The 21,481-nt window shown below is 69.5% G+C and carries 22 protein-coding genes; 14 read left to right on the top strand and 8 right to left on the bottom strand.

The features are described from left to right. Nucleotides 1–19 precede the first annotated feature (19 nt). A complete protein-coding gene (locus NS354_RS05225) occupies nt 20–556 on the top strand; it encodes a TetR/AcrR family transcriptional regulator (RefSeq protein WP_058593534.1) in 537 nt (178 codons plus the stop codon). A gap of 30 nt (nt 557–586) precedes the next feature. Here the strand turns inward: NS354_RS05225 and NS354_RS05230 are convergent, their stop codons facing one another. Further along, nucleotides 587–1,144, bottom strand: a complete 558-nt coding sequence (locus NS354_RS05230; RefSeq protein ID WP_058593535.1) for a putative immunity protein — start codon at nt 1,142–1,144, stop codon at nt 587–589. 137 nt (nt 1,145–1,281) lie between these two features. Between NS354_RS05230 and NS354_RS05235 the strand changes: the two genes are divergently transcribed. Genes NS354_RS05235 through NS354_RS05250 form a run of 4 tightly spaced genes read left to right on the top strand, consistent with a single transcriptional unit; the run spans nt 1,282 to nt 5,225 of the window. Then, nucleotides 1,282–2,436 (top strand): PP2C family protein-serine/threonine phosphatase, encoded by a 1,155-nt coding sequence (locus NS354_RS05235; RefSeq protein WP_058593536.1) that lies wholly within the window; start codon nt 1,282–1,284, stop codon nt 2,434–2,436. Further along, the gene (locus tag NS354_RS05240) at nt 2,433–4,394 is read left to right on the top strand and encodes a glycosyltransferase family 2 protein (RefSeq protein WP_058593537.1); all 1,962 of its coding nucleotides are present in this window, start codon (nt 2,433–2,435) and stop codon (nt 4,392–4,394) included. Before NS354_RS05235 ends, NS354_RS05240 begins: the two co-directional genes overlap by 4 nt. Then, nucleotides 4,391–4,723, top strand: coding sequence for an STAS domain-containing protein (locus tag NS354_RS05245; protein WP_058593538.1), 333 nt, complete (start codon nt 4,391–4,393; stop codon nt 4,721–4,723). The genes NS354_RS05240 and NS354_RS05245 overlap by 4 nt, the downstream gene beginning before the upstream one ends. Continuing rightward, the gene (locus tag NS354_RS05250) at nt 4,713–5,225 is read left to right on the top strand and encodes an ATP-binding protein (RefSeq protein WP_058593539.1); all 513 of its coding nucleotides are present in this window, start codon (nt 4,713–4,715) and stop codon (nt 5,223–5,225) included. Before NS354_RS05245 ends, NS354_RS05250 begins: the two co-directional genes overlap by 11 nt. Nucleotides 5,226–5,252: 27 nt before the next feature. On the opposite strand, the gene NS354_RS05255 is transcribed toward NS354_RS05250, so the two are convergent. Together NS354_RS05255 and NS354_RS05260 are read right to left on the bottom strand one after the other, a co-directional pair. Continuing rightward, the gene (locus NS354_RS05255) at nt 5,253–5,813 is read right to left on the bottom strand and encodes a GNAT family N-acetyltransferase (protein ID WP_058593540.1); all 561 of its coding nucleotides are present in this window, start codon (nt 5,811–5,813) and stop codon (nt 5,253–5,255) included. Further along, nucleotides 5,804–6,328, bottom strand: coding sequence for a hypothetical protein (locus tag NS354_RS05260; RefSeq protein ID WP_058593541.1), 525 nt, complete (start codon nt 6,326–6,328; stop codon nt 5,804–5,806). Before NS354_RS05260 ends, NS354_RS05255 begins: the two co-directional genes overlap by 10 nt. Nucleotides 6,329–6,452: 124 nt before the next feature. On the opposite strand from NS354_RS05260, the gene NS354_RS05265 reads away from it, so the two are divergent. Then, entirely contained in the window at nt 6,453–7,076 is a 624-nt protein-coding gene (locus tag NS354_RS05265; protein ID WP_058593542.1) for a hypothetical protein, read from the top strand. An 87-nt stretch (nt 7,077–7,163) separates the two neighbouring features. Beyond that, nucleotides 7,164–7,601 (top strand): hypothetical protein, encoded by a 438-nt coding sequence (locus NS354_RS05270; protein ID WP_193750707.1) that lies wholly within the window; start codon nt 7,164–7,166, stop codon nt 7,599–7,601. A 33-nt stretch (nt 7,602–7,634) separates the two neighbouring features. Here the strand turns inward: NS354_RS05270 and NS354_RS05275 are convergent, their stop codons facing one another. From NS354_RS05275 to NS354_RS05295, 5 genes are read right to left on the bottom strand one after another with little or no spacing between them, the layout of a single operon-like run. Next, nucleotides 7,635–8,435: an ABC transporter ATP-binding protein gene (locus NS354_RS05275; protein ID WP_193750708.1), complete on the bottom strand. Its 801-nt coding sequence runs from the start codon at nt 8,433–8,435 to the stop codon at nt 7,635–7,637. Next, nucleotides 8,428–10,116: a dipeptide/oligopeptide/nickel ABC transporter permease/ATP-binding protein gene (locus NS354_RS05280; protein ID WP_058593545.1), complete on the bottom strand. Its 1,689-nt coding sequence runs from the start codon at nt 10,114–10,116 to the stop codon at nt 8,428–8,430. Before NS354_RS05280 ends, NS354_RS05275 begins: the two co-directional genes overlap by 8 nt. Further along, nucleotides 10,109–11,116 (bottom strand): ABC transporter permease, encoded by a 1,008-nt coding sequence (locus NS354_RS05285; protein ID WP_058593546.1) that lies wholly within the window; start codon nt 11,114–11,116, stop codon nt 10,109–10,111. The genes NS354_RS05280 and NS354_RS05285 overlap by 8 nt, the downstream gene beginning before the upstream one ends. 49 nt (nt 11,117–11,165) lie before the next feature. Continuing rightward, entirely contained in the window at nt 11,166–12,728 is a 1,563-nt protein-coding gene (locus tag NS354_RS05290) for an ABC transporter substrate-binding protein (RefSeq protein ID WP_082677908.1), read from the bottom strand. A gap of 44 nt (nt 12,729–12,772) precedes the next feature. Further along, nucleotides 12,773–14,164, bottom strand: coding sequence for an amidase (locus tag NS354_RS05295; RefSeq protein ID WP_058593548.1), 1,392 nt, complete (start codon nt 14,162–14,164; stop codon nt 12,773–12,775). Between the two features lie 505 nt (nt 14,165–14,669). Here NS354_RS05295 and NS354_RS05300 point away from each other — a divergent pair. From NS354_RS05300 to NS354_RS05330, 7 genes are all read left to right on the top strand, one after another. Next, nucleotides 14,670–15,356 (top strand): TetR/AcrR family transcriptional regulator, encoded by a 687-nt coding sequence (locus NS354_RS05300; RefSeq protein WP_241490347.1) that lies wholly within the window; start codon nt 14,670–14,672, stop codon nt 15,354–15,356. A 29-nt stretch (nt 15,357–15,385) separates the two neighbouring features. Beyond that, the gene (locus tag NS354_RS05305; RefSeq protein ID WP_241490348.1) at nt 15,386–15,967 is read left to right on the top strand and encodes a VanZ family protein; all 582 of its coding nucleotides are present in this window, start codon (nt 15,386–15,388) and stop codon (nt 15,965–15,967) included. 142 nt (nt 15,968–16,109) lie between these two features. Next, the gene (locus NS354_RS05310) at nt 16,110–16,862 is read left to right on the top strand and encodes a response regulator transcription factor (RefSeq protein ID WP_058593550.1); all 753 of its coding nucleotides are present in this window, start codon (nt 16,110–16,112) and stop codon (nt 16,860–16,862) included. Next, nucleotides 16,859–18,352 (top strand): sensor histidine kinase, encoded by a 1,494-nt coding sequence (locus NS354_RS05315; RefSeq protein ID WP_058593551.1) that lies wholly within the window; start codon nt 16,859–16,861, stop codon nt 18,350–18,352. Before NS354_RS05310 ends, NS354_RS05315 begins: the two co-directional genes overlap by 4 nt. Before the next feature lie 253 nt (nt 18,353–18,605). Then, entirely contained in the window at nt 18,606–19,292 is a 687-nt protein-coding gene (locus tag NS354_RS05320; protein ID WP_082677910.1) for a DUF4956 domain-containing protein, read from the top strand. Then, nucleotides 19,289–20,074 carry a polyphosphate polymerase domain-containing protein gene (locus NS354_RS05325; protein ID WP_058593552.1) on the top strand — a complete coding sequence of 262 codons (786 nt, stop codon included), beginning with the start codon at nt 19,289–19,291 and terminating at the stop codon, nt 20,072–20,074. The genes NS354_RS05320 and NS354_RS05325 overlap by 4 nt, the downstream gene beginning before the upstream one ends. After that, entirely contained in the window at nt 20,071–21,462 is a 1,392-nt protein-coding gene (locus tag NS354_RS05330) for a carbohydrate-binding domain-containing protein (protein ID WP_058593553.1), read from the top strand. The genes NS354_RS05325 and NS354_RS05330 overlap by 4 nt, the downstream gene beginning before the upstream one ends. The last annotated feature ends 19 nt before the right edge of the window (nt 21,463–21,481 follow it).

A 21,481-nucleotide genomic window follows, 5' to 3' on the forward strand; every position in this document is an offset into this window, starting at 1 on the left:
AATCTACCCGAGGAGCACGATGACCGGCGACACCCCCGATCGACGCTCGCAGATCGTGCGCGCCGCGATCGACGACATCATTGAGCTCGGCGTGCACCGCGCTACGCACCGATCCATCGCCGCCCGCGCGGCGGTGCCGCCCGGTTCGCTGACCTACTACTTCGGAGGGCTGCACGAGATCTTCGAGGCGGCGTTCCGCGCCATGTACACCGACATGTCGCAGGAGTACCGGGCGCGACTCGAGCGGGCGACGAACGTCGATGCGGCGATCGACGCCGTCGTCGACCTCATCGCCGGCGACTACGTGGACGATCGGCAGATGCGGGCGCTCTTCGAGATGTACTCCTTCGGCAGCGTCAACGCCACCGTGCGCGAGTACTGCCACGACTGGATGCGGCTCAGCCGATCCTCGCTCTCGATGCACTTCCCCGAGCGCACGGCCCGCGCTCTCGACGCGCTGATCGAGGGGTGGCCGATGCATCGGTACTTCGAGCGCCGCGACCTCGACCGGGCGTACGTGCGCGACGTGGTGCAGGCCGTCGTGCGCCTCGGATGAACGGGCGCGAGCGATCCTCGCGGGATGGCGTCACGCGCCCGATGCGCCACCGGTCGGCGGCGCGTCAGCACCGCTTCTGAGCGCGGCGTCGATCTCGCCCATCACCTGCGCGAGGCGCGTGCGCCCCTCCGGCGCGGGCGGATACCGGCGCAGGATCGCCGGTACCGGCTCCTCGGCGAGGGCGATCAGGGCGCGCACCTCGCTCCCGGGCTCAGCTCCCGGGCGCGACTCGTGCACGATCGCGGCGCACGCCGCGGCGCGCAGGATGTGGCCGACCTGCGACGCCCGCGCGATCGGATGGAGATAGGCCGCGGCCGCCGCGTCGCCGCAGGCGAGCGCCGCCAGCCGAGCTCGCTCGTCCGGGGCCTCCCGAGCAGCGCGGTGCGCCGCGAACGCCGCGGTGCGCTGCCGATTCGAGCGGGGAGCGCCCTCCGCGAAGACGCGCGCCGCGTCGAGCGCCTCCCGCGGTCGCGAGTCGTGCGGCGCGACGGCCTCGAAGTCGGGCAGCACGCGCGACGCGCACGAAGCGGCGAACCGGGCCACCGCGCGCAGCTCCTCGGGAGCGAGCACGAAGTCGTCTGCAGCCATAGCGCTATTCTCGGCCACGGCTCGCGGTGAGCGCCAGCCGTACACCCCGGAGCGGGCCCGCCGCCACCCCGTGAGGCGGACGCCATGCGCCGCCTATGATGAAGGAACTTGGTCGAGAGGGCGGCGGAGGAGGAAGCATGTTCACGGAGGAACGACGACTCGCAGCGCTCGAAGAGATGGGTGTGCTCGACACGCCCCCCGATGAGCGCGTGGACCGGGTGGCGCGGCTCGCGAAGGAGATGTTCGGCGTGCCGATGGTGAGCGTCTCGCTCGTCGACCGCGACCGCCAGTGGCGCAAATCCCAGATCGGTCTCGGCGCGGCCGAGGCTCCGCGCGAAGATTCGTTCTGCGACTACACGGTGCGTCAGAACCGCATGGTCGTCGTCGAAGACGCGAGCGCGGCGGAGGAGTTCGCCGACAACCCGTTCGTCGCGGGCGATCCGCACCTGCGGTTCTACGCGGGGCATCCGCTCTACGCGCCGGGCGGAGAGCCGGTGGGCACCCTCTGCGTGATCGACACGCAGCCGCGCGATTTCACCGAGAGCCAGAGCGCGCTGCTGCGCGACCTCGCCGGATGGGTGCAGGCGGAACTCACGCGTGACGACGAACTCGACCACGCGGCGATCATCCAGCGCGCGCTCGAGCCCAAGCGGCTGCCCCGCGTGCCCGGACTCGAGATCGCCGCTGCCGCCGTCGCGCGAGGCCACCTGTCGGGCGACTTCTACGATCTCATGCCGCGGGAGGGCACGCTGCGGTTGACCCTGGCCGACGCCATGGGCAAGGGCGCCGGCCCGGCGATCGTCGCCGCGGGCGTGCGCGCCGCGCTGCGCACGGCCCCCGAGCGCGGGATCGCCGCGGCCATGGCCGGCGCCGACCGCCTCGTCGAAGAGGATCTCGGCGATACCGGCATGTTCGTCACCGCCGTGCACGCCGACATCGACACCCGCACCGGGGCGATCGATCTCGTCGACGCCGGGCACGGTCTCGGCCTCGTGGTGCGCGCCGACGGCACCTGGGAGCACCTCCGCTCGGCCGGCCTGCCCCTCGGCATGGGCTTCGGCGATGAGGCCGAGCGCGAGCCGGTGCACACGGTGCTCGCGCCGGGCGACTGCTTCGCCTGCAGCAGCGACGGACTGCTCGATGTGCTCGACCCGGAGGCTCCGTTCGCGCAGTTCGCCCACATCGTCGGCGAGCACGGACCCGAGGGCGCGGTGCGCGCCGTACTCGACCTCGCGCGCGACGCGAAGGCGTCGGACGACATCACGGTGCTCGTCGTCAGGCGCACGGCATGACCGCCCGCTTCGCCGCCATTCGCATCCTCGCCGTGCTCTCGGTGCTGCTCGGCACGAACTACGTGGTGTGGCGCTGGCTCGACTCGATCAACTGGGCAGCCTGGTGGATCGCCGTGCCGCTCGTCATCGCCGAGACCTACAGCCTCATCGACACCTGGTTCTTCTGCCTGACGATGTGGCGGGCGCGTGAGCGGCCGGGCCCGGCCTCGCCGCCGCAGGGAACGGTCGACGTGCTGATCACGACCTACAACGAGCCGATCGAGCTCGTCATGGAGACCGCGCTCGCCGCGCAGCGGATCGCCTATCCGCACGAGACCTGGATCCTCGACGACGGCGGGCGCGCCGACGTCGAGCGGGCGGCCCGCGAGGCGGGCATCGGCTACCTCACCCGCTCCGACGACTGGACGGGCAAGCCGCGGCACGCGAAGGCGGGCAACCTCAACAACGCCCTCTTCCAGACCGACGGCGAGTTCCTGCTCATCCTCGACGCCGACCAGATTCCCGACCCGCTGATCCTCCACCGCACGCTCGGCTATTTCGCCGATGACCCCGAGGTCGCGCTCGTGCAGACGCCGCAGTGGTTCTCGAACGTGGACGAGGCGGATCCGCTCGGCAGTCAGGCGCCGCTGTTCTACGGACCGATCCAGCAGGGCAAGGACGGCTGGAACGCGGCCTTCTTCTGCGGGTCGAACGCGGTGCTGCGGCGCGAGGCGCTCATGCAGCTCGGCATCGTCGGCTACGTGCGCGATATCGCCACGTCGACGAAGCGTGCGTTGCGCGTCGCCGAATCGCTCATCAGTCGCGAAGCCCGGCGCGCAGAGGACGCGGCGCTCGCGGCCGAACTCGTGGGTCTGCGCACCGCGATCCGGAGCGCGCGAGACGACATCGCCGCCGGCTCGCCCATCGCCGATGCGACCTTCGCGGTGCGCGACGCGGTGGATCGGGCCGCCCGCGCGCTCGTCGCCGACGATGTCGCCGCCATGCGCGCCGACCTCGAGATCATCGCCTCGGTGCCGATCGAGCGCGACGCGGAGCTCGACGGGGTCGTCGTCGACGAGGTGCGCCTCGACCGCCTGGCGACCGCCGAGCTCTCGCCGCTCGGCGCCGTCGAAGCCGTGCGCGGGCTGCTCGACGCGCTCCGCATCGACCGCGGTCACGAGGCGCAGCCGCTGCAGCCGCTCGCGACGATCTCGGTGACCGAGGACATGGCGACGGCGATGCACCTGCACGCCCTCGGCTGGCGGAGCGTCTACCACCACGAGATTCTCGCGCGCGGCCTCGCCCCGGAGGATCTGCGGACCATGCTCACGCAGCGACTGCGCTGGGCGCAGGGCACCCTGCAGGTGATGCTGCGCGACAACCCGCTCGTCAAGCGCGGGTTGTCGGCCGGCCAGCGGCTGATGTACTTCGCCACCATGTGGAGCTACCTCTCCGGGTTCACGGCCGTCGTCTATCTGGCGGCGCCCGTCATCTACCTCGTCTTCGGCGTGATGCCGGTCACGGCGTGGAGCGTCGACTTCTTCGCCCGCTTCCTCCCGTACTTCCTCGTCAATCAGGCGCTCTTCCTCGTCGTCGCCCGCGGCATGCGCACGTGGCGCGGGCAGCAGTACTCGCTCGCGCTCTTCCCCGTCTGGATCCGTGCGTGCTGCACGGCGCTCGCGAACGTGTGGTTCGGCCGGTCGCTGAGCTTCGCCGTCACCCGCAAGGACGGGCGCGACCCCAGAGGGGTGCCGTGGCGGGAGATCTGGCCTCAGCTGACCGCCATGGCGGTGCTCGCGGTCGGGCTGATCCTCGGCCTCGTGCGACTCGGCATCGGCACGGCCGACGGCACCGGCACGCTCGTCAACACCGCCTGGGTACTCTACGACCTCGTCGTGCTCAGCGTCATCATCCAAGCCGCCCGCTACCGCGGGCCGGCAAACAGACCCGTCGACACGACCCCTGAAGGAGCGGCATGAATCTCGCAACGACCGAACACGGCGACTACACGGTGATCTCGATCACGGGGCGTCTCACGGCGACCGGAGCGCCGCTGCTGCGCAACGCGGTGAGCGATCTCGTCGATTCCGGTACCGCCCGCATCGTGGTCGACCTCGCGCACACCGAGTTCGTCGACTCGTCGGGCCTCGGCGCGCTCATCGGCGGCCTCAAGCGCGCGCGGGTCGCGGGCGGTGATCTGCGGATCGCCGCGGTTCCGGAGCAGGTGCACGCCGTGCTGCGGCTCACGAACCTCGATCGGGTGCTCAGCCTCCACTCGACGCCGGAGACGGCGTTCGATGGGCGCTGAGCAGCCGGATGGCGGCGGGCCCGGCCTCGACATCAGGGGCCGCGCCGAGCTCGCGTTCGTCGAACGCGCGCTCGACGAGCTCGACGCATTCTGGGAGGGGCGCAGTCACGCCGTCGAGCCGCTCGATCGGACCCTGTTCACGCTCGCGATCAGCGAGGTGCTGACGAACATCGTGCAGCACGGAGCAGCGGGCGGGAGCGCGGCACCGTCGACGGGCGAGGGCGAGGGCGAGGGCGCGGGTGCGGGTGCGGCGGCCGGGCCGGTGGAGATCCGCATGACGATCTCGGCGAGCCGCGATGAGCTGCGAGTTGTGATCGCCGACACGGCTCCGCCCGCCGGCATCGACTGGGACGCGGTGGCGATGCCCGACGCCGACGCGGAATCCGGCCGGGGTCTCGCGCTCGCGCGGTCGTCGCTCGATGAGTTCGCACACGCGAGCGAGGACGGCGGCAACACGTGGACTCTGAGCCGCCGCATCGCGAGGGTCGACTCGGGGGAGTGACTCGCGACGCGCGCACCTCGGCGCAGGCTACCCGAGTACTCGCACCATCTGGATGCGCGGTCCGTACCGATCGAGGCCGAGCCGCCGCTCCGATTCGGCCAGACGATGGTGGAACGGGGTCGCCGGGGCCTCCTCGGCGAACCCGAGGCGCGCGTAGAGAGGCGCGTTCCAGGGCACCGCAGCGTAGGTGCGGAGGGTGAGGCGGTCGTACCCCCGCTGCGCCGCCTCGGCCGCAGCAGCCTCGACGAGCGCGGAGCCGACGCCGCGCCGGCCGTGCTCCGGCAGCACCGACAGCTGCTCGAGGTGCGCGACCCCGCCCGCTTCGAGCACGTGCACGAAGCCGATCACTCGGCGGGCGGCGCCGCCCGGAGCGGCTTCGGCGGTGCGTTCCGCGGCGACCGCGTGCCCCTCGGCGACGAGCACGAACCCGGCGTCGGCGCGGCGCGCGTGCCCCGAGGGTGCCGGCTCCCACGTCGTCGGCTGAAAACGCTCGACGAGGAGCCGATCCGCGGCGTTTTCGATCGCCTCCAGGGCCTCCCATGCCGCATCGCCGTCGTCCGATCGCAGGGCCCGGATCCTCACCTCCATCTCTCGAACCTCCGAGCCACGGCAGTCCTCGGGCGGACGTCGGAGGGGTGCGGGTGGGGGACCGACGAGAGGTGTCGTATGGTCGGACTCGAGGGCGTCTGCGCCTGCTGCTCTGCAGTGCCGGCCTCGATCATGATGGCCAGACTGCGCGGTGAACGAATACCGGCGGAGCGCGGCGTGGACAGCCAGTGCACCGGCTCGTCGGTGGCCACGAGCGCGCGCTCCCAGGCGTACCGGCGGATCGCACCGGGGCCCGAGGGGTCGGCCAGGTCGTTCACCACGATGGCGTCCGCGACGAGCTCCGGGGAGCTCCCGTCGAACTCCCTCGCCAGAGAGGGGTAGTGGAAGCAGTGGCCCGCGAGCCGTCCGCCGGCCTCCTCGCGATAGATGACGATCGCGTCGTCGTCGTCGGCCATCGCCGTGGCCTCCACCGGAAACGGAAAGTAGTCCTGCACCCCCGACAGGCGCACGATCTCCGTGAGGAACCGGGTGATGTCGCGCGCGTCGTCGATCATGTCTCCCAGTCCTCTCGCTGCTGCTCGTGCAGACGTTCAACCTATCGGGTTCTGCAGTCGGTGCGGAAGCGGAGCGGTCGTGCGATGATGCCCGGTGAGACCGGATCGCTGCAGACGGGAGCGCATGAACGACACCGACGCGGTCGCATCGCGAACCGCGATGCTGGATCAGCGCATCCTCGCCGCGGGCGCGCTGATCTCGGCTGGTGTCATGGGCGATCTCCTCGCGCGGTGGAGCACGGACTCGGGAGGGCTCGTCGCACTGGCACTCACCAGTTCGGGGTACATCGTCTTGGCGGCGGCCGGGTTCGCGTCGTGCGGCCCCCTGGGACGGAGCCGGATCGCGGCGTGGTGCGCCCTTGTCGCCGGAGTGGTGTCATTCGGCTGGGGTCTTGTGGTGTATTCCACGGCGTACAGCGACGCTGAGAGCGTTCCCCTCTGGCTCAACACGGAAGCGCTGGTCGTCGTCGTGCTCGGCATCGGCGTCGCGTTGGCCGGATCGATCGCGGCCGCGCGCTCGCTGCAGGGCCTCAGCGCATGGGCCTGGCTGCTGGCGGCGGGATTCGCCGTTCAGGCGTGCCTCGTGCTCGCCCATCACGCGCTCCCAAGCCTCTTCCCGATCGACGGCGGTGCGAGCGTCGTCTGGGCTGCATTCTTCTCGGTCTCGGCCGCGGCGGCGGTGCTGCCCTCGGCGAGCATCGGCGTGCTCAAGCTCGTCTACGCCGTCCGCATGCGCGGCGCGGAGTAGGGTCGCCGCGGCCGAAGGCGAGCACTGCACCGGCGCAGAATGCGCGGCGAACGTGCGTCATGATTCGCGGTCCAGCCCGTCCAACAGATGCAGGCGCACGCGAGCCCCTGCGAAGGGACCGGAATGAGTGACGAATCGGCATTGGTCGAATACCTGCGCGGCATCGGGCACGACGAGCAGACGATCGAACGGCGCGTGCGCGACGCGAGACACGAACTGCTGCGCGAGCGCGATCCCGACCTCGAAGCGCGAACCCGAATCCTCGCCAGCTGTCACAGCCGTGCCGAGGCGCCGGGCCGCGCTGGCGAACGATTCGCCATGGCTGGGCTCGCGGTCGCCACCGCGTGGCTCCTCGGCTGGGTGGCTGTTGGAATCGTGCGCACGGTGCTCCTGGATCACGAGCGGGCCCTGGGCGGCGTCATCACGGGCGGGCAGCTGATCACCGTGACCATCGCGATCATCACTCTCAGTGTCTCGATCGGAGCCGGGATCGATCTGATCGCTCACCGTCGCGGGCGCGTGTAGCCACGTCGACGAGCGCGTCCGCCGCTCCGAACATCACGCGTCCAGGGAGAACCCCGGCCCGCCCGGCACGGAGTCGAGCAGCAGACGCGTGTACGGCGCTCGCGGATCCCGGAAGATCTCCTCCGCGCTCCGGTGCTCCACCGTCTCGCCGTGCAGGAGGACGAGCACCGAATCGCTCACCTCCTGCACCACCGCGAGATTGTGCGAGACGAAGAGCACCGTGATTCCGAGCCGCTTCTTGAGGTCCGCGAACAGCTTCAGCACCTCGGCCTGCGTCGAGAGGTCCAGCGCGGACGTGATCTCGTCGGCGATCACCAGCTCCGGGTCGACGGCGAGCGCGCGCGCGATCGCGATGCGCTGCCGCTGACCTCCCGAGAACTCCCGCGGATAGCGCGCCGCGGCATCGCGGTCGAGCTGCACCAGGGCCAGGAGCTCGTCGACGCGCTCCCGGTGCCTCCCGACTCGGACGCGTGCAGGGTCGATCGCCTCGGCGAGCGTCTGGGCGATCGTGCGCCGCGGGTCGAGCGAGGAGTAGGGATCCTGGGGAATCATCTGGACCTCGCGCATGATCCCTCGACGCCTCCGCCCGCTTCGGTGCCCGATGTCTTCGCCGCGGAAACGAATGGCGCCGGAATGGGGGGCGTGGATGCCGACGATGGTCTTCGCCAGGGTCGACTTGCCCGATCCCGATTCTCCGACGATGCCGAGCGTGGTGCCGGGCGCCACGGAGAACGAGACATCGTTGAGGATCCGGGTGCGCTGCGAGCCGTGACCGAGGTGCACGTTCAGCCCCTCCACGTCGAGCAGTGGCGCGGAGCGATCTCCTTCATGCATGGCGGTCTTCCTTCTGATCATTCGTACGTGCTCGCGCGATGGTGGGGGCCGACGCGAGGAGCTGCTTCGTGTACGGGTGCCGCACGTCGCCCGTCTTGAGCTGCGACCCGAGCACCTCCTCGATGTGCACGCCGCCGCGCATGACGATGACGCGATCGCACAGCTCCTGCACCACTCCGATGTCGTGCGAGATGAAGAGCATCGCCGTGCCTGCGCGTCGGTTGATCGCCTTGAACTGCCGAAGCACCTCGGCCTGCACGGTGACGTCGAGGGCGGTGGTGGCCTCGTCGGCGATGATGAGCTTCGGATCGGTCAGCATGGCGGAGGCGATCGACGCGCGTTGCAGCATGCCGCCCGACCACTGGTGGGGGTACTGCTTCACTCGCGTCTCGGCGTCTCGCACGCGGACTTCTCGGAGCGCTGCGGCGAGGCGCTCGTTCGCGGCGCGTCCGCGGATCCCGAGGTGCACCTTGAGCACCTCGGAGAGCTGCCCCTGCATGCGCAGCGACGGGTTGAATGTCGTGCCGGGATCCTGGAAGACGAGCCCGAGCTCCGTGGCGAGGCGCTGCGGGGGCACGGTTCCCCCGAGATCGAGGTCTCCGAGGCGGAGCCGTTCGGCCGTCGCGCTCACGCCGTCGGGGAGGAGCCCGGCGATCGCCATCGCCGTCATGGACTTCCCCGATCCCGACTCGCCGACGAGACCCAGGATCTCGCCGCGGCGCACCGTGAACGACACGCCGCGCACGATCGGCGTGCCGCTCGGAGACTCGACGACCAGTCGATCGACCGCGAGCACGACGTCGGCGTCGGGTGCGACCGGTGACCCATCGGCACGCGGCGCGCTCCTCCGCGCCCGCCGCACCGGGTCGAGCGTCGAGGCGATGCCGTCGCCGATCAGCATGGCGGTCACGCCGGCGACGATCAGCATCGCGGCCGGCGCGACCGCGCCCCAGGGCTGCACGTAGATCGTTGCGAGCGATTCGCTGAGCACACGGCCGTAGTCGAAGTCGGGGCTCTGCACGCCGAGGCCGACGAACGAGAGGCTCGAGATCTCGAGGAGCGACAGCGCGAAACTGGAGGTGGTGAGCATGAGGAGGGGGCCCGAGATGTTCGGCAGCAGGTGCCGCGAGAAGATGGAGAACCCCCTGACCCCGAGCAGCCGAGCAGTGACGACGAAATCGCGATGCACCACGCCTCCCGTGAGGTTGGCCGCGATGCGCGCGAAGCTCGGGATGCCCGCGACGCCGATCGCGATGATCGCGGACACGGTTCCCGGCCCGAGGATCGCGGCGATGATCAGGGCGAGCACGAGCGCCGGGAAGGCGACGCAGGCGTCGATGATTCTGAGCACGATGTCGCGGAGCCGGGAGGGGATCAGCCAGACGACGCCGCCGACGAACACTCCGCATACGACGGAGATCGCGGTGGCGATCGCCGACATGATCAGGGTGAGTCGGGTGGCGACGAGGGCCCGTGCGAGGATGTCTCGACCGAGGTCGTCCGTGCCGAACCAGTGGGCCGCGCTGGGTCCCAGACGCCGGTCGCCGGTGAGCTGAGTGGCGCTGTCGGTGAGGAGGATCGGCGCCAGGACGGCGACGAGGACGAGGACTCCACCGAGGGCGAGTCCCACTCGGAGCGCGGGGGAGAAGCGCCGTCGCGCTCGTGATGCGGTGTCAGGCATGTCGTCCTCCGAGCGTCCTCGGGTCGATGAGACCCAGGACGATGTCGATGAGCAGATTGATGAGGATCGCGAGCGCTCCGACGACGAGGATGATGCCCTGCACCATCGGGTAGTCCTTGTAGATGATCGCCTGCACGATCTCGGCACCCAGACCGGGGTAGTTGAAGACGTTCTCGATGATGATGGTGGCGCCGATGATGCCGGCGAGGATGATCCCCGCGAGCGTGAGCGTGCTGGTCATCAGATTCGGGAGCGCGTGCACGAGGTACTTCCGTGCTGCGCTCAGGCGGCGGCTCTCCGCGGTGCGCATGTAGTCCTGCTGCACCACCGTCAGCGTCTCCTGCCGCACGACGCGCGCCACGGCGAACATCGGGCCGATCGCGAGGGCCAGTACGGGCAGGATCGAACTCATCGCGGTGTCGGCGCCGGCTGCGGGGAGCACGCGCAGCCAGATCGCGAAGACGACGACGCAGATGGTGCCGAGCACGTACCCGGGAACCGATGCCAGGAATCCGGCGACGGCGCCGAAGGCCATCGCGAGCGCGGGGCGCCGGCCGCCGCGGGTGAGCACGCCGACGGTCATGCCGAGGGGCACCGCGACGATGAGGACGAGGGCGATCGCCGAGAGTGCAAGGTTCGCGGTGTACGGGAGCTTCACGGCGATGGAGTCCATCACGGGCGTCGAGTAGCGGAACGACGTGCCGAGGTCGCCGCTCACCAGGCCGGAGATGAACCGTGCGAACTGCTCCCAGAGCGGGGCGTCGAGGTGCAGTCGCTCCCGGGTCTGCGCGATGGCCTCCGGTGTTGCGCTCGTGCCCAGCATCGCCGTGGCGGGGTCGCCGGGAAGCAGTGGGACGATGAGGAATGCTCCGATCGTCAGCACGGCGAACGAGAGGAGCAGTCCTCCGAGGCGCCGCAGCAGGTAGCCCGGCCAACCGCTGGAGAGGCGGCGTCGCACCGACGAACTCCGTCGGATCAGGATGGCATGTGTGGTGGTCATGGTTCCTCGCTCCGGTGGGGCGAGCCATCGCCCGCCCCACCGTTCGGGTCTAGTCGGTGATCCGGAAGATGTGGTCGTCCAGCGAACCGCCCAGCATCGTGACCGAGTAGCCGGGGCGCTGCGCGTAGATGAAGGACTCGACGGTGAGCGGGATGGTGTGGAAGTCATCCGTCAGCGCCTGCACGGTCTGCGCGTCGAGAGCGCAGCGTTCCTCCTCAGTGGTTGCAGAGGGAACCCGATCGGCCAGCGCCTCCGCCTCGGGCGCATTCGTTCCGCCGATGTTTCCGCCGCCGTCGAGGATGTCGGGGCCGATGAAGTTGCCGATCCCCTGCGTGAGCGTTCCGGTGAAGTTCAGGTCGGGGTAGACCGTGAGGTCCCAGCTCTCGGGCTGGCCGAGCGCTCGCCCGGCCCAGCTGCCGATGTCGAGGTTCTCGAGCGTGACCTCGGCGCCGGCGTTGCGCAGCACCTCCTCGACGTACACGTTGCCCGCACCGTTGGCGCCGACCACGTTCGCGCCGAGTACGCGGATCTTCACGCCCGCGAGAGCCTGCGCCGCGGCGTCGGGATCGGGCTCGACGAGCGTCGGCCGTGGAGGGGTCGTGGCGCACAGTGTGCTCTGCGAGCCGAAGGTGTCGGTCAGCTCGCCCGTTCCATCCGTGGTCGTGGAGTCGAAGGCCTCGCGGTCGATGGCCTGGGCGACGGCCTTCCGCTTCTCCCGGTCGGAAAACACCGCTCCTTCGCGCTCGTTGAACAGAATGTAGAAGTTGCCGAACGGGTTGCTGACGAGTTCGATGCTGTCGTCGCCTTCGAAACGTGCGCGCGAGTCGGGCATGATGCGCGCGAGGTCGAGCTCGCCGCTGAGCACCTGGTTCGCCGAGGCGGAGGCGTCTTTCACGACCACGTACTCGACCTCTTGCGGAACGTCTCCGGCCACGTCCGACGTCCACTCGGGCCAGGCGTCGTAATCGTCGCGCAACTGGTACTGGTAGCGGACGCCCGGTTCGAGCGTCGTCAGTCGGTAGGGGCCCGATTCCGCACCCTCGACCGGGCCGGAGTTCAGCGTCTCGAGGTCGGCGAGGCCGGCAGGGCAGATGATGCCGGTGCTCGCCGTCGCCATGCCGAAGAGCAGGTCGTTGTTGGGCGCCTCGGGGGTAATGGTGACGGTGCCGGCCTCATCATCCGCCGAGATGGTCGGATTCTGCCCGCCGAACGCGTCGATCACCCCCGAGGGGTTCCCGTTCCGGGCGAACGACTGCAGGGAGTCCGCGACGATGGTGGGCGTGATCTCCGTGCCGTCCGAGCAGGTGGCTCCCGCCCGGATGGTGAAGGTCAGGCTCGACGCGTCTCCCTCCCACGAGGCGGCGAGACCCGGCACCACCCCGTCCGCATCTTTGCGGACGAGCGTGTCGAACGCCAGACGGCTGCTCATGAAGTCGGGCAGCGTGAATGCCTGCTGAGGGTTGAGGGACTGCGGCGTGTCGACGCCGACGCGCACCGCGCTCGACGTCGGTGAGGCGGCGTCGCCACCGCCGCCTCCCGGGGTGCATCCTGCGAGGGCGAGTGCGCCCGCAGCAGCAGCGGCGCCCGCTGCGAGTAAGACGTTCCGGTTCATGGGGTCCTTTCGGGTGGGGTTCTCTGCGGAGCTGGAGGGGTGATTCACGCGGCGGCGACGCCGGAGGGCGTCGCGATCTCCACGCGGGGCGCTCGGCGCTCGAATGCGCGACCGGCTGCGAGGATCGACATCTCGTCGTACTTGCGACCGACGATCTGGATGCCGTTCGGCAGAGCGAGCGAGGGCAGGGCGAAGAGGTTCACCCAGGGCACGCTGCGCATGCGATCGAAGAGGGCGATCGAGGCCTCTCGGCCGATGTGATCGTCGAAGTCGATCGGCGGAGCGGGCATGCCCGCGAGGGGGGCGAGCACGAGGTCGTACGCGCTCATGGCCTCCGAGAAGCTGCGCTCGAGAAGGCTCCGCTCCTCCTGCGCTGCGAGATACGCGGCCACGTCGGGGCCGAGCTCGAACGCCCCGAACATGTCCTCGAGGTGCACCCGCTCGCTGTCGATCACCGCATCGGCGACCTGGGGCAGGAGGTGCTGGATGAGCTCGGTGCCCATGATCTCGGCCCAGAGCTCCGGTGCCCGGCGGAGGTCGGGGAGCACGTGCTCATCCACGACGTACCCCTCCGCGCGAAGCCATTCGACGGTGGTGTCGAGATGCTCGACGACGCTCGCGTCGAGCACCGCTCCCGTCTCGTCGCGGAGCACGGCGATGCGCGGACGATCGTCCGTGCTCGACAGCGCCAGCGGAATGCTCGTCGCATCGCGTCCGTCGTAACCGGACATCGCTCGGAAGGCCGCCTCGATATCGTCGACGCTGCGGGCGATCGGCCCGATCTGCGTCATCGACTGGGCAGCGAGCGAAGCCCCGCCGGGTGCATCGACGTGCACGTGGGGTATCCTCCCGGGTCCGGTGCGGAACCCGTACACCCCGCACCAGCTGGCGGGCACCCGAATCGATCCGCCGAGGTCGCCTCCGAGACCGATCGTCGCGAGCCCGGCCGCCACGTTCGCCGCGTCGCCTCCCGAGGATCCGCCCGCCGTGAGCGACGCATCTCTCGGGTTGCGCACGGCGCCGTAGAGCCCGCTGATGGAGTTCCAGCGGATGCAGAGATCCGGAATTCCCGCATGGCCGAGCACGAGCCCGCCCGCGGCGCGAAGTCTCGCCGTCGCAACATCGTCTGCATGGTCGACGACGTGCGCGTTCTGCGGAAGGCCGTTCGTGCGGTGCAAACCGGCGACGCCGTACGAGTCCTTGATCGACAGGGGAACACCGTCGAGTGCGCCGTGAATGCGGCGGCCGCGCTCCGCGTCGAGGCGGTGCGCTTCGGCGAGGACCTCGTCCGAACGCAGTTCGACGAAGCTGTTCGTGATCGGGTTGACCTCGGAGACCCGTGCGAGGTGCTCCTCGACGACCCGTTCTCGGCTCGTGCGGCCCGCGGCGATCGCCGCCTGGATTTCGGACGCGCTGGCTGATGTGCTGTGCTGCATGCTGCTCTTTCTGTGGAGGCGGGAGGGGATGTGTGCCGTGGAGACGAGGACCCCATCGGCATCCGTCTCCGCGGGTGGAGCGCTCCCGGTGATACGGAGCGTCGCGGAGAGGCGAAGTGGCGGGAGTGACGGCGGGGTTACCCGCGGGGCCGGCGGATGAGAGAGCGTCGCCGAGTCCCGGCGGTGAGCAGCGCGGCGGGCTGCGGGCCGCGCGCTCGCCGCAGCGCGCGGAGTGCAGCGGTACTCGGAGATCGGAGGAGCGGGCGGAGCGGGTGCATCGTCTGCATGTGTGTCCTTGCCTTCGTCGTCGAAGCGGTGACGCCACTGAATGTAGACGCGCGCAATCTGATTGTCAATAGCGCTGACAAGTGCGTTGCGAAGATGTGCTGCTAGGGCGGGAATTCTGCGACGCCGTGCCGCGGCGTCGCGTCCCAGAACCTAAGATTGGGAAGAACAGCGAAAGGAAGCCATGCCAGGGACGCCTCGAGGACGCCGCGGTTCATCAGTGACGGCTCGACCGAAACTCACAGCCGATGCGATCGTGCAGGCGGGGCTCGAGGTCGCCGCGGCATCGAGGTCGGGGGTCTTCTCCGCGAAGGAGCTGGGGGAGAAGATCGGTGCGGATCCGACATCGATCTACCGGCACTTCAAGAACAAGGGTCATCTGCTCCAGATGATGCTGGACGAGCTGACCGCCCGATGCGTCGCGTCGGTGACTGCGCCGCCGGAGGAGTGGCGTGACCGACTCCGACAGCTCGCGAACACCACGCTCGACGAGTTCTGCGCGCACCCTTCAGTCATCATGGAGCTCACCACGCTCACGACGCACGGGCCCGGGGAGGCGGATGCCGTCGAGCTGGTGCTCGACGCCTTCACTCGAGCGGGGCTGAGCTCATCGGAGATCGTGCAGCACTACGCGCTCTTCTCGCTGCAGCTCATCTCGTCGGCCACGACCATCGCACGTCGACGGAGCGAGGAGCACGGCGCCGATCTTGCCGACGACACCGACGCGTTCCGCGCATGGTTCGATGCGCCCCACTCCTTGAACCTCTCGAAGCATCCGCGAACGGTCGAGCTCAGCGCACAGATCGCGAGATTGGACGAACGCGACCTCTTCCGGCGTGGCGTGGAAGCGGTGATCGAATCGGCCGAGAGCCGCGTGGTGCCGGACAGGGTGACCGGCGCTTCATGACGACGTCCGATGCGGTCCCTGTGCTTCCGGTGGCGGTTCCCCTCGGTGTCGCCGTGCTCGTGCTGCTGCTGCTCCGCCTGGGCCGACGGGGGAGACTCACCTGGCCGCGTGCAGCCGTCGCCGGCGCAGTCGCCCTGTACTCGGCAGGCGTATTCGCCAATACGGTGTTCCCCGTCCATCTGCACCCGGTGACCAGCGGTGCGCCGTGGACGCCGCATCTTGTGCTCGTCCCGTTCGTCGATTACGAGGTCGGCGACGCCCTCATGAACGCGGGCGTGTTCGCTCCGCTCGGCGTGCTGATCCCGCTCCTCATGCGACGGCCCTCCGGCTGGAGCGTGCTGCTGCTGGCGGCGGCGACGAGCCTCGGAATCGAGCTGACGCAGCTCGCCGCTCAGGCCTTCTTCGCGGGTGGCCACATCGCGGACGTCAACGACCTCATCTGGAACGTGGCGGGCGGAATGGTCGGTTACGGAGCCTATGCGCTCGCGACGCGCGCTCCGAGCATCTCGAGACTGCTCGCGCGCTTCCGCTGGCACGACCCGGTGGTGGCGGGGCAGCCCGGCCCGCCACTGCAATTGGGGGTGCAGAGCAAGACCGGGCTGCACCTCTAAGACGGAGTTCGACGTCGATTCGTCACAAATCCCGCGTCGACCCACCGCGTTGTCCCACCGCATCGACTCTCCGCGTCGCGCACCGTCGGCTCGACTCGCAGGCCGCACAGCTGCGGCATAGGCTCATTCGCATACTGGGCACATGAGCTACGAGCACCGCAGGATCCCCGCTCCCGCGCAGCATCCGCTGCATCGCGCAGACGGGGCTCCGATACGAGCGGTCGTCGTGGATGACGAGGAGTCTCTCACCGAGGTGATCTCGATGGCGTTGCGCTACGAGGGATGGCAGGTGCGCGTCGCGCGCGACGGCCAGGAGGGCCTTGCGACGATCAGGGAGTTCCGCCCGGATGTGGTGGTGCTCGATGTGATGATGCCCTTCGTCGACGGACTCTCGGTCGTGTCGCGGATCCGTGCAGACGGCCTGTTCATGCCGGTTCTCCTGCTGACGGCTATGGATGCGGTCGAGGATCGCGTCATGGGGCTGGCCGTCGGCGGAGACGATTACCTCACGAAGCCGTTCAGTCTGGACGAGCTCGTGGCACGGCTGCGCGCACTGATCCGCCGCTCGAACCTCGCGCTCGCCGTCGTCGGTGATGCAGCGCTGTCGGTCGGGGATCTCGTGCTCGACGAAGCGACCTTCGAGTGCAGTCGCGGCGGAGAGCACATCAGTCTGACCGCGACCGAGCTCCGTCTGCTCGCCTTCCTGATGCGCAATGCCGGGCAGGTGCTCAGCAAGGCCCACATCCTCGCGGAGGTGTGGGAGACCGGGTTCGACGAGCGCACGAGCATTGTCGAGCTCTACATCTCGTACCTGCGCAAGAAGATCGACGCACTCGGGCCCGCGATGATCCACACGATTCACGGCGTCGGCTACACGCTCAGGTCGGCCTCGTGAGGCGCGCGCTCTCGCTTCGATGGACGCTCATCATCGGCATCGCTGCACTGGTCGCCGTGCTGACTACTGCCATCGGCTTGTTCAGCACGGTCTCGCTCCGCGATGACCTCGTGGCGAGACTCGATGCACAGCTGGTGGAGGCGACGAATCGGAGTTTCGAACGGTTCGATTCCGAGGCCGTGAAGCCCCCGCCCGGGGCGGGGGACGAGCATGCTCCCGCTCCTCCTTCCGGCGCGGACGCGCTGGGCATTCCCGGCCAGCGGGCGGGCACGATTGCGGGAACGGTCGGCGCTGATGGGGAGGTGGCCGCCGCGCAGGTGATCACGGAGGAGGGTACGCTGCGCTCCCTCGCTGCTGACGAGTACGCACCGTTGAACGACATCTCGACCGACGGGGTGCCTCGCACCGTTCACCTGGATGGGCTCGGCAGCTACCGGGTGATCGTGCGTTCTCCGGGCGCAGACGACGTCGGGTCGGCGAGCGCGCTGCTGATGGGCTTGCCGCTCGCCGATGCCGATGCCACCGTGCTCCGACTGGCGCTGCTGATCGGCGTCGCCGGCGTCGTGGGCGTGGGTCTCGCGATCGTCGTGGGAACCGTCTTCGTGCGTGTCGCGCTTCGGCCGCTCGATCGCATTGCGAAGACGGCGGCAGCAGTATCGCGGTTGCCGCTCGACAGTGGCGCAGTGGCGCTCACCATGCGCGTCGCAGGCCGTGATGCCGACGCTTCGACCGAGGTCGGCAAGGTCGGCGGGGCGCTCAACGCTCTGCTCGATCACGTCGCCGCCGCGTTGGCCTCCCGACAGGCGAGCGAGGCGAAGCTGAGCCGCTTCGTCGCCGATGCCAGCCATGAGTTGCGCACTCCGCTCGCGTCGATTCGCGGCTACGCGGAGCTCAGCCGCCGGGCACCGGAGAAGCTGCCCGACAGTGCGGCGCATACGTTCGGCCGCATCGAAGCGGAGTCGGTGCGCATGAGCCGTCTCGTCGAAGATCTGCTGCTGCTCGCGCGCCTCGACGAGGGAGAGCAACTGCACCGTGGGCCAGTCGATCTCACGCAATTGCTCACGGACGCAGTCGGCGATGCTCGGGCCGCAGGTCAGCAGCATCGCTGGCGACTGCGCGTGCCGTCCGAACCGGTGATCGTCGACGGCGATGCGATGCGCCTGCACCAGGTGGTCGCGAACCTCCTCAGCAACGCGCGAGTGCACACTCCCGTCGGCACCGCGGTGACCGCGTCGGTGCGCGCTGCAGGGCGGGTTGCGATCGTCGAGGTGCGCGACCTCGGCCCCGGGATCGACGAAGCCATCGCCGCGACGCTCTTCGAGCGCTTCGTGCGCGGGGATGTCGCACGCAATCGGAAGACGGGCAGCACCGGTCTGGGGCTCGCCATCACCTCCGCCATCGTCGAGGCTCACGGCGGCAGCATCGCTGTGTCGAGCGGACCTGGAAGCACCATCTTCACCGTGCGGTTGCCGGCCGCGCCCGCTGCGTGAGTCGCCCCTCGGCGGTCACTCCAGTGCGGGCGTGCAGGGCGAGCGGCCCCGCACCGCGGTCGGCGTGATCGACGAGATCCATCTCGCACTCGTCGCGGACGGATGAGATGAGCGCTGCAGTCGCGGCGTCGCCGCGTCCGGCGTCCGCGCAGCGAGCGCATAGAACTCGCTTACATCTCGCCGCTGTACTCGTACGCACCAGAGATCGCGGCGATCCGCAGCCCGACCTCCCCGCTTACCGGAGGAACCTCTCATGACCACCAGCAGTCTCATCCTCGCCGCCGTCGACCTCGTCGCCGCACTGATCCTCGCCTTCGGCCTCTACTACCCGCGGCACCGGCGTCGCGATCTGGTGGTCGCGTTTCTCGGCCTGAACGTCGGAGTTCTCGCGGTCACAGCCGTGCTGGGAGGGGCGGAGATCGCCGCCGGGCTCGGGCTCGGGCTCTTCGGCGTCCTGTCCATCATCCGCCTCCGCTCATCTGAGATCTCGCAGCGCGAGGTCGCCTACTACTTCTCCGCACTCGCGATGGGGCTGATCGGCGGGCTCGCCACGACCTCCGTGCTCCTGCCGTCCATTCTCATCGCGCTGATCCTCGCCGTCATGTGGCTGGCCGACCATCCGTCGGTGCTCGCGCGCAGCCGACACCAGGTGGTGCGCCTCGACCGGGCGATCACCGACGAGCACGAACTGCGCGCAGAGCTCGCTGAACGACTCGGCGGCGAGGTCGCCGTGGCGACCGTGCAGCAGCTCGACCTCGTGAATGACTCGACCCTCGTCGACGTGCGCTACCGCATCGCGCGAGAGTCGGAACGGCGCCGAGCTCGCGGTGCAGCGGTGGCGGCATCGCGACCGCTCGACGAACTGCCTTCCCGGAGCGAGCGGCGCGAAACCGTCGTCGCACTTCTGCCGCAGACGGCCGAACCCCGCGGGTCACGGTGAAACTGCAGTCCATTCTCGCCCGCTGCGAGTCGGTCGCACTCGACGCGCTCGTCGCCGAGGCGGAACTCCTGACCCGGGTCGATCGCAAGTACCTGCTGCCCAGCGGCGCAGCGGAGGAGATCCTCGAATCGGCAAGCTCGCGGGCTCGGGTGCTCGAAATCTCCCGCCGGCGGGAATTCGGCTACGACTCCGTCTACTTCGACACCGAGGATCACGTGAGCTACCGCCTCACCGCCCAGCGTCGGAGGCGCCGTTTCAAGCTCCGCACGCGATGCTACCTCGACACCGGAAGCGCCTTTCTCGAGCTGAAGACCAAGAGCGGCAGGGGGAGCACCGTCAAAAACCGGATCTCCTACGACCCGGTCGATCGGATGCGTGTGACCGATGCGGGGCGGGCGTACCTCCGGCCTCTGCTGCAGGCGCACGGCCATGACCCTCTGCTGGTCGACCGCATGCGGCCCTCGCTCGTGAGCCAGTACCGTCGCGCCACGCTCCTCCTGCCGGATGGCAGCCGCGCAACGATCGACACGGAGCTGCGATGGAGCGACGCGCACGGTCGCACAGTCGCGCTGCACGACCAGGTGATTCTCGAATCGAAGTCCGCCGGCCCTCCGAGTCTGCTCGACCGGGCTCTCTGGCGCGCCGGCCACCGGCCCAGCGGCATCAGCAAGTTCGGAGTCGGCTCCGCCGCGCTCCACCCCGAACTCCCCAGCAACAAGTGGGCGCGCACGCTTCGCGGCCCCTTCTCGTCATCCGTCATCACGTCGAAGGAACCATCATGAAACGACCCCTCCTCATCACGTCTCTCGCCCTCGCGGGCATCCTGCTCGCAGGATGCACTGCGCTCGGCACGTCCGCGGGCACCGGCGCAGACGACACCGGCGCATCCGCATCCGCGTCCGCGACGAGCGCTGCGGAGCCGACGGCCTTCGAGGGAGACCTGAGCCCCGACGAAGTGCTCTCCGCGAACGCCGATTACACGACCGTGAAGCCCGACGAATGGTCGATGAACGATGCGGTCGACGTCGAGCTCTCTGGGTCTGCGGCGAGCTCCTCGGTCGGCGAGGGCGTCGACCTCGACGGCACCACCGTCACCATCGCCGAGGCGGGCGTCTACCGTCTCTCGGGGTCGTTCGACGGTCGCGTCGTGGTCGCCGCCCCCGAGGACGCGCTCGTCGTGCTGGTGCTCGACGGAGCGGACATCACGAACTCGGCGGGCCCCGCGATCGAGGTGCAGAGCGCTGATGATGTCGCGATCCACCTCGCCGAGGGCAGCGAGAACAGCGTCTCCGATGCCGTCGCGTACACGGACGACGCGGGGGCCAACGCTGCGATCTATGCGGACAGCGATCTCACGGTGAGCGGCGAGGGCTCCCTCTCCGTCACCGGGAACGGCAACGACGGCATCACCAGTACGGACGATCTGGTGATCCTCGCGGGCGACATCGATGTCACCGCAGCAGACGACGCGCTGCGCGGGAAGGACGCGCTCGTGATCGAGGGCGGCCGCATGCAGCTCACGGCCACGGCCGGAGACGCGCTCAAGAGCGACCAGAGCGACGATGAGACCCAGGGGTACATTCTCGTCAGCGGCGGCACCATCGACCTCACCGCCGGAGACGATGGGTTGCAGGCGCACACCGACACCGTGATCACGGGCGGCACCATCACGGCTGCCGTTGCAGACGACGGGGTGAAGGCCGAGAACATCGTGTCGATCGGGGGCGGCTCCCTTGCACTCACCGCGTCCACGGAAGGAGTCGAGGCGATCAACATCGCGATCGGCGCGGGCTCACTCGACATCACTGCGGAAGACGATGGAGTGAACGCATCCGGCCTGAACACCGGCGGACAGGATAGGGAGTCGGACACCGGCGAGCGCCTGGAGATCTCCGGCGGCACCATCACCATCGAAGCGGCGTTCGACGGTCTCGACTCCAACGGCAGCATCACGATCAGCGGAGGGGAGCTCGACATCACCAGCGCCGCGAATGGGGGAGACGCCCCGATCGATGCGAACGGGGAGGCCTCGATCACCGGCGGCACCATCATGGCCAATGGAGCCGAATACGATCCTTCGACCGCGAATGCGGGACCCGGCGGGGGCATGGGGAGGCCCCAGGGCGAACGACCGGAGGGCGCTCCCGACGGGAGTCTCCCGCAGCCGTAGGAGGCCGGTCGAGCGGAGC

The organism is Leucobacter chromiiresistens, assembly GCF_001477055.1.
GTDB classification, from domain to species: Bacteria; Actinomycetota; Actinomycetes; order Actinomycetales; family Microbacteriaceae; genus Leucobacter; species Leucobacter chromiiresistens_A.

Bases quoted from the DNA above. Each gene is read 5' to 3' on its own strand.
- NS354_RS05280 (WP_058593545.1), bottom strand. From the start codon at position 10,116: ATGCCTGACACCGCATCACGAGCGCGACGGCGCTTCTCCCCCGCGCTC.
- NS354_RS05270 (WP_193750707.1), top strand. From the start codon at position 7,164: ATGCAGGCGCACGCGAGCCCCTGCGAAGGGACCGGAATGAGTGACGAA.
- NS354_RS05230 (WP_058593535.1), bottom strand. From the start codon at position 1,144: ATGGCTGCAGACGACTTCGTGCTCGCTCCCGAGGAGCTGCGCGCGGTG.
- NS354_RS05260 (WP_058593541.1), bottom strand. From the start codon at position 6,328: ATGATCGACGACGCGCGCGACATCACCCGGTTCCTCACGGAGATCGTG.
- NS354_RS05240 (WP_058593537.1), top strand. From the start codon at position 2,433: ATGACCGCCCGCTTCGCCGCCATTCGCATCCTCGCCGTGCTCTCGGTG.
- NS354_RS05265 (WP_058593542.1), top strand. From the start codon at position 6,453: ATGAACGACACCGACGCGGTCGCATCGCGAACCGCGATGCTGGATCAG.
- NS354_RS05290 (WP_082677908.1), bottom strand. From the start codon at position 12,728: ATGAACCGGAACGTCTTACTCGCAGCGGGCGCCGCTGCTGCTGCGGGC.
- NS354_RS05320 (WP_082677910.1), top strand. From the start codon at position 18,606: ATGACCACCAGCAGTCTCATCCTCGCCGCCGTCGACCTCGTCGCCGCA.
- NS354_RS05235 (WP_058593536.1), top strand. From the start codon at position 1,282: ATGTTCACGGAGGAACGACGACTCGCAGCGCTCGAAGAGATGGGTGTG.
- NS354_RS05310 (WP_058593550.1), top strand. From the start codon at position 16,110: ATGAGCTACGAGCACCGCAGGATCCCCGCTCCCGCGCAGCATCCGCTG.
- NS354_RS05330 (WP_058593553.1), top strand. From the start codon at position 20,071: ATGAAACGACCCCTCCTCATCACGTCTCTCGCCCTCGCGGGCATCCTG.
- NS354_RS05275 (WP_193750708.1), bottom strand. From the start codon at position 8,435: ATGCATGAAGGAGATCGCTCCGCGCCACTGCTCGACGTGGAGGGGCTG.
- NS354_RS05250 (WP_058593539.1), top strand. From the start codon at position 4,713: ATGGGCGCTGAGCAGCCGGATGGCGGCGGGCCCGGCCTCGACATCAGG.
- NS354_RS05285 (WP_058593546.1), bottom strand. From the start codon at position 11,116: ATGACCACCACACATGCCATCCTGATCCGACGGAGTTCGTCGGTGCGA.
- NS354_RS05295 (WP_058593548.1), bottom strand. From the start codon at position 14,164: ATGCAGCACAGCACATCAGCCAGCGCGTCCGAAATCCAGGCGGCGATC.
- NS354_RS05255 (WP_058593540.1), bottom strand. From the start codon at position 5,813: ATGGAGGTGAGGATCCGGGCCCTGCGATCGGACGACGGCGATGCGGCA.
- NS354_RS05225 (WP_058593534.1), top strand. From the start codon at position 20: ATGACCGGCGACACCCCCGATCGACGCTCGCAGATCGTGCGCGCCGCG.
- NS354_RS05245 (WP_058593538.1), top strand. From the start codon at position 4,391: ATGAATCTCGCAACGACCGAACACGGCGACTACACGGTGATCTCGATC.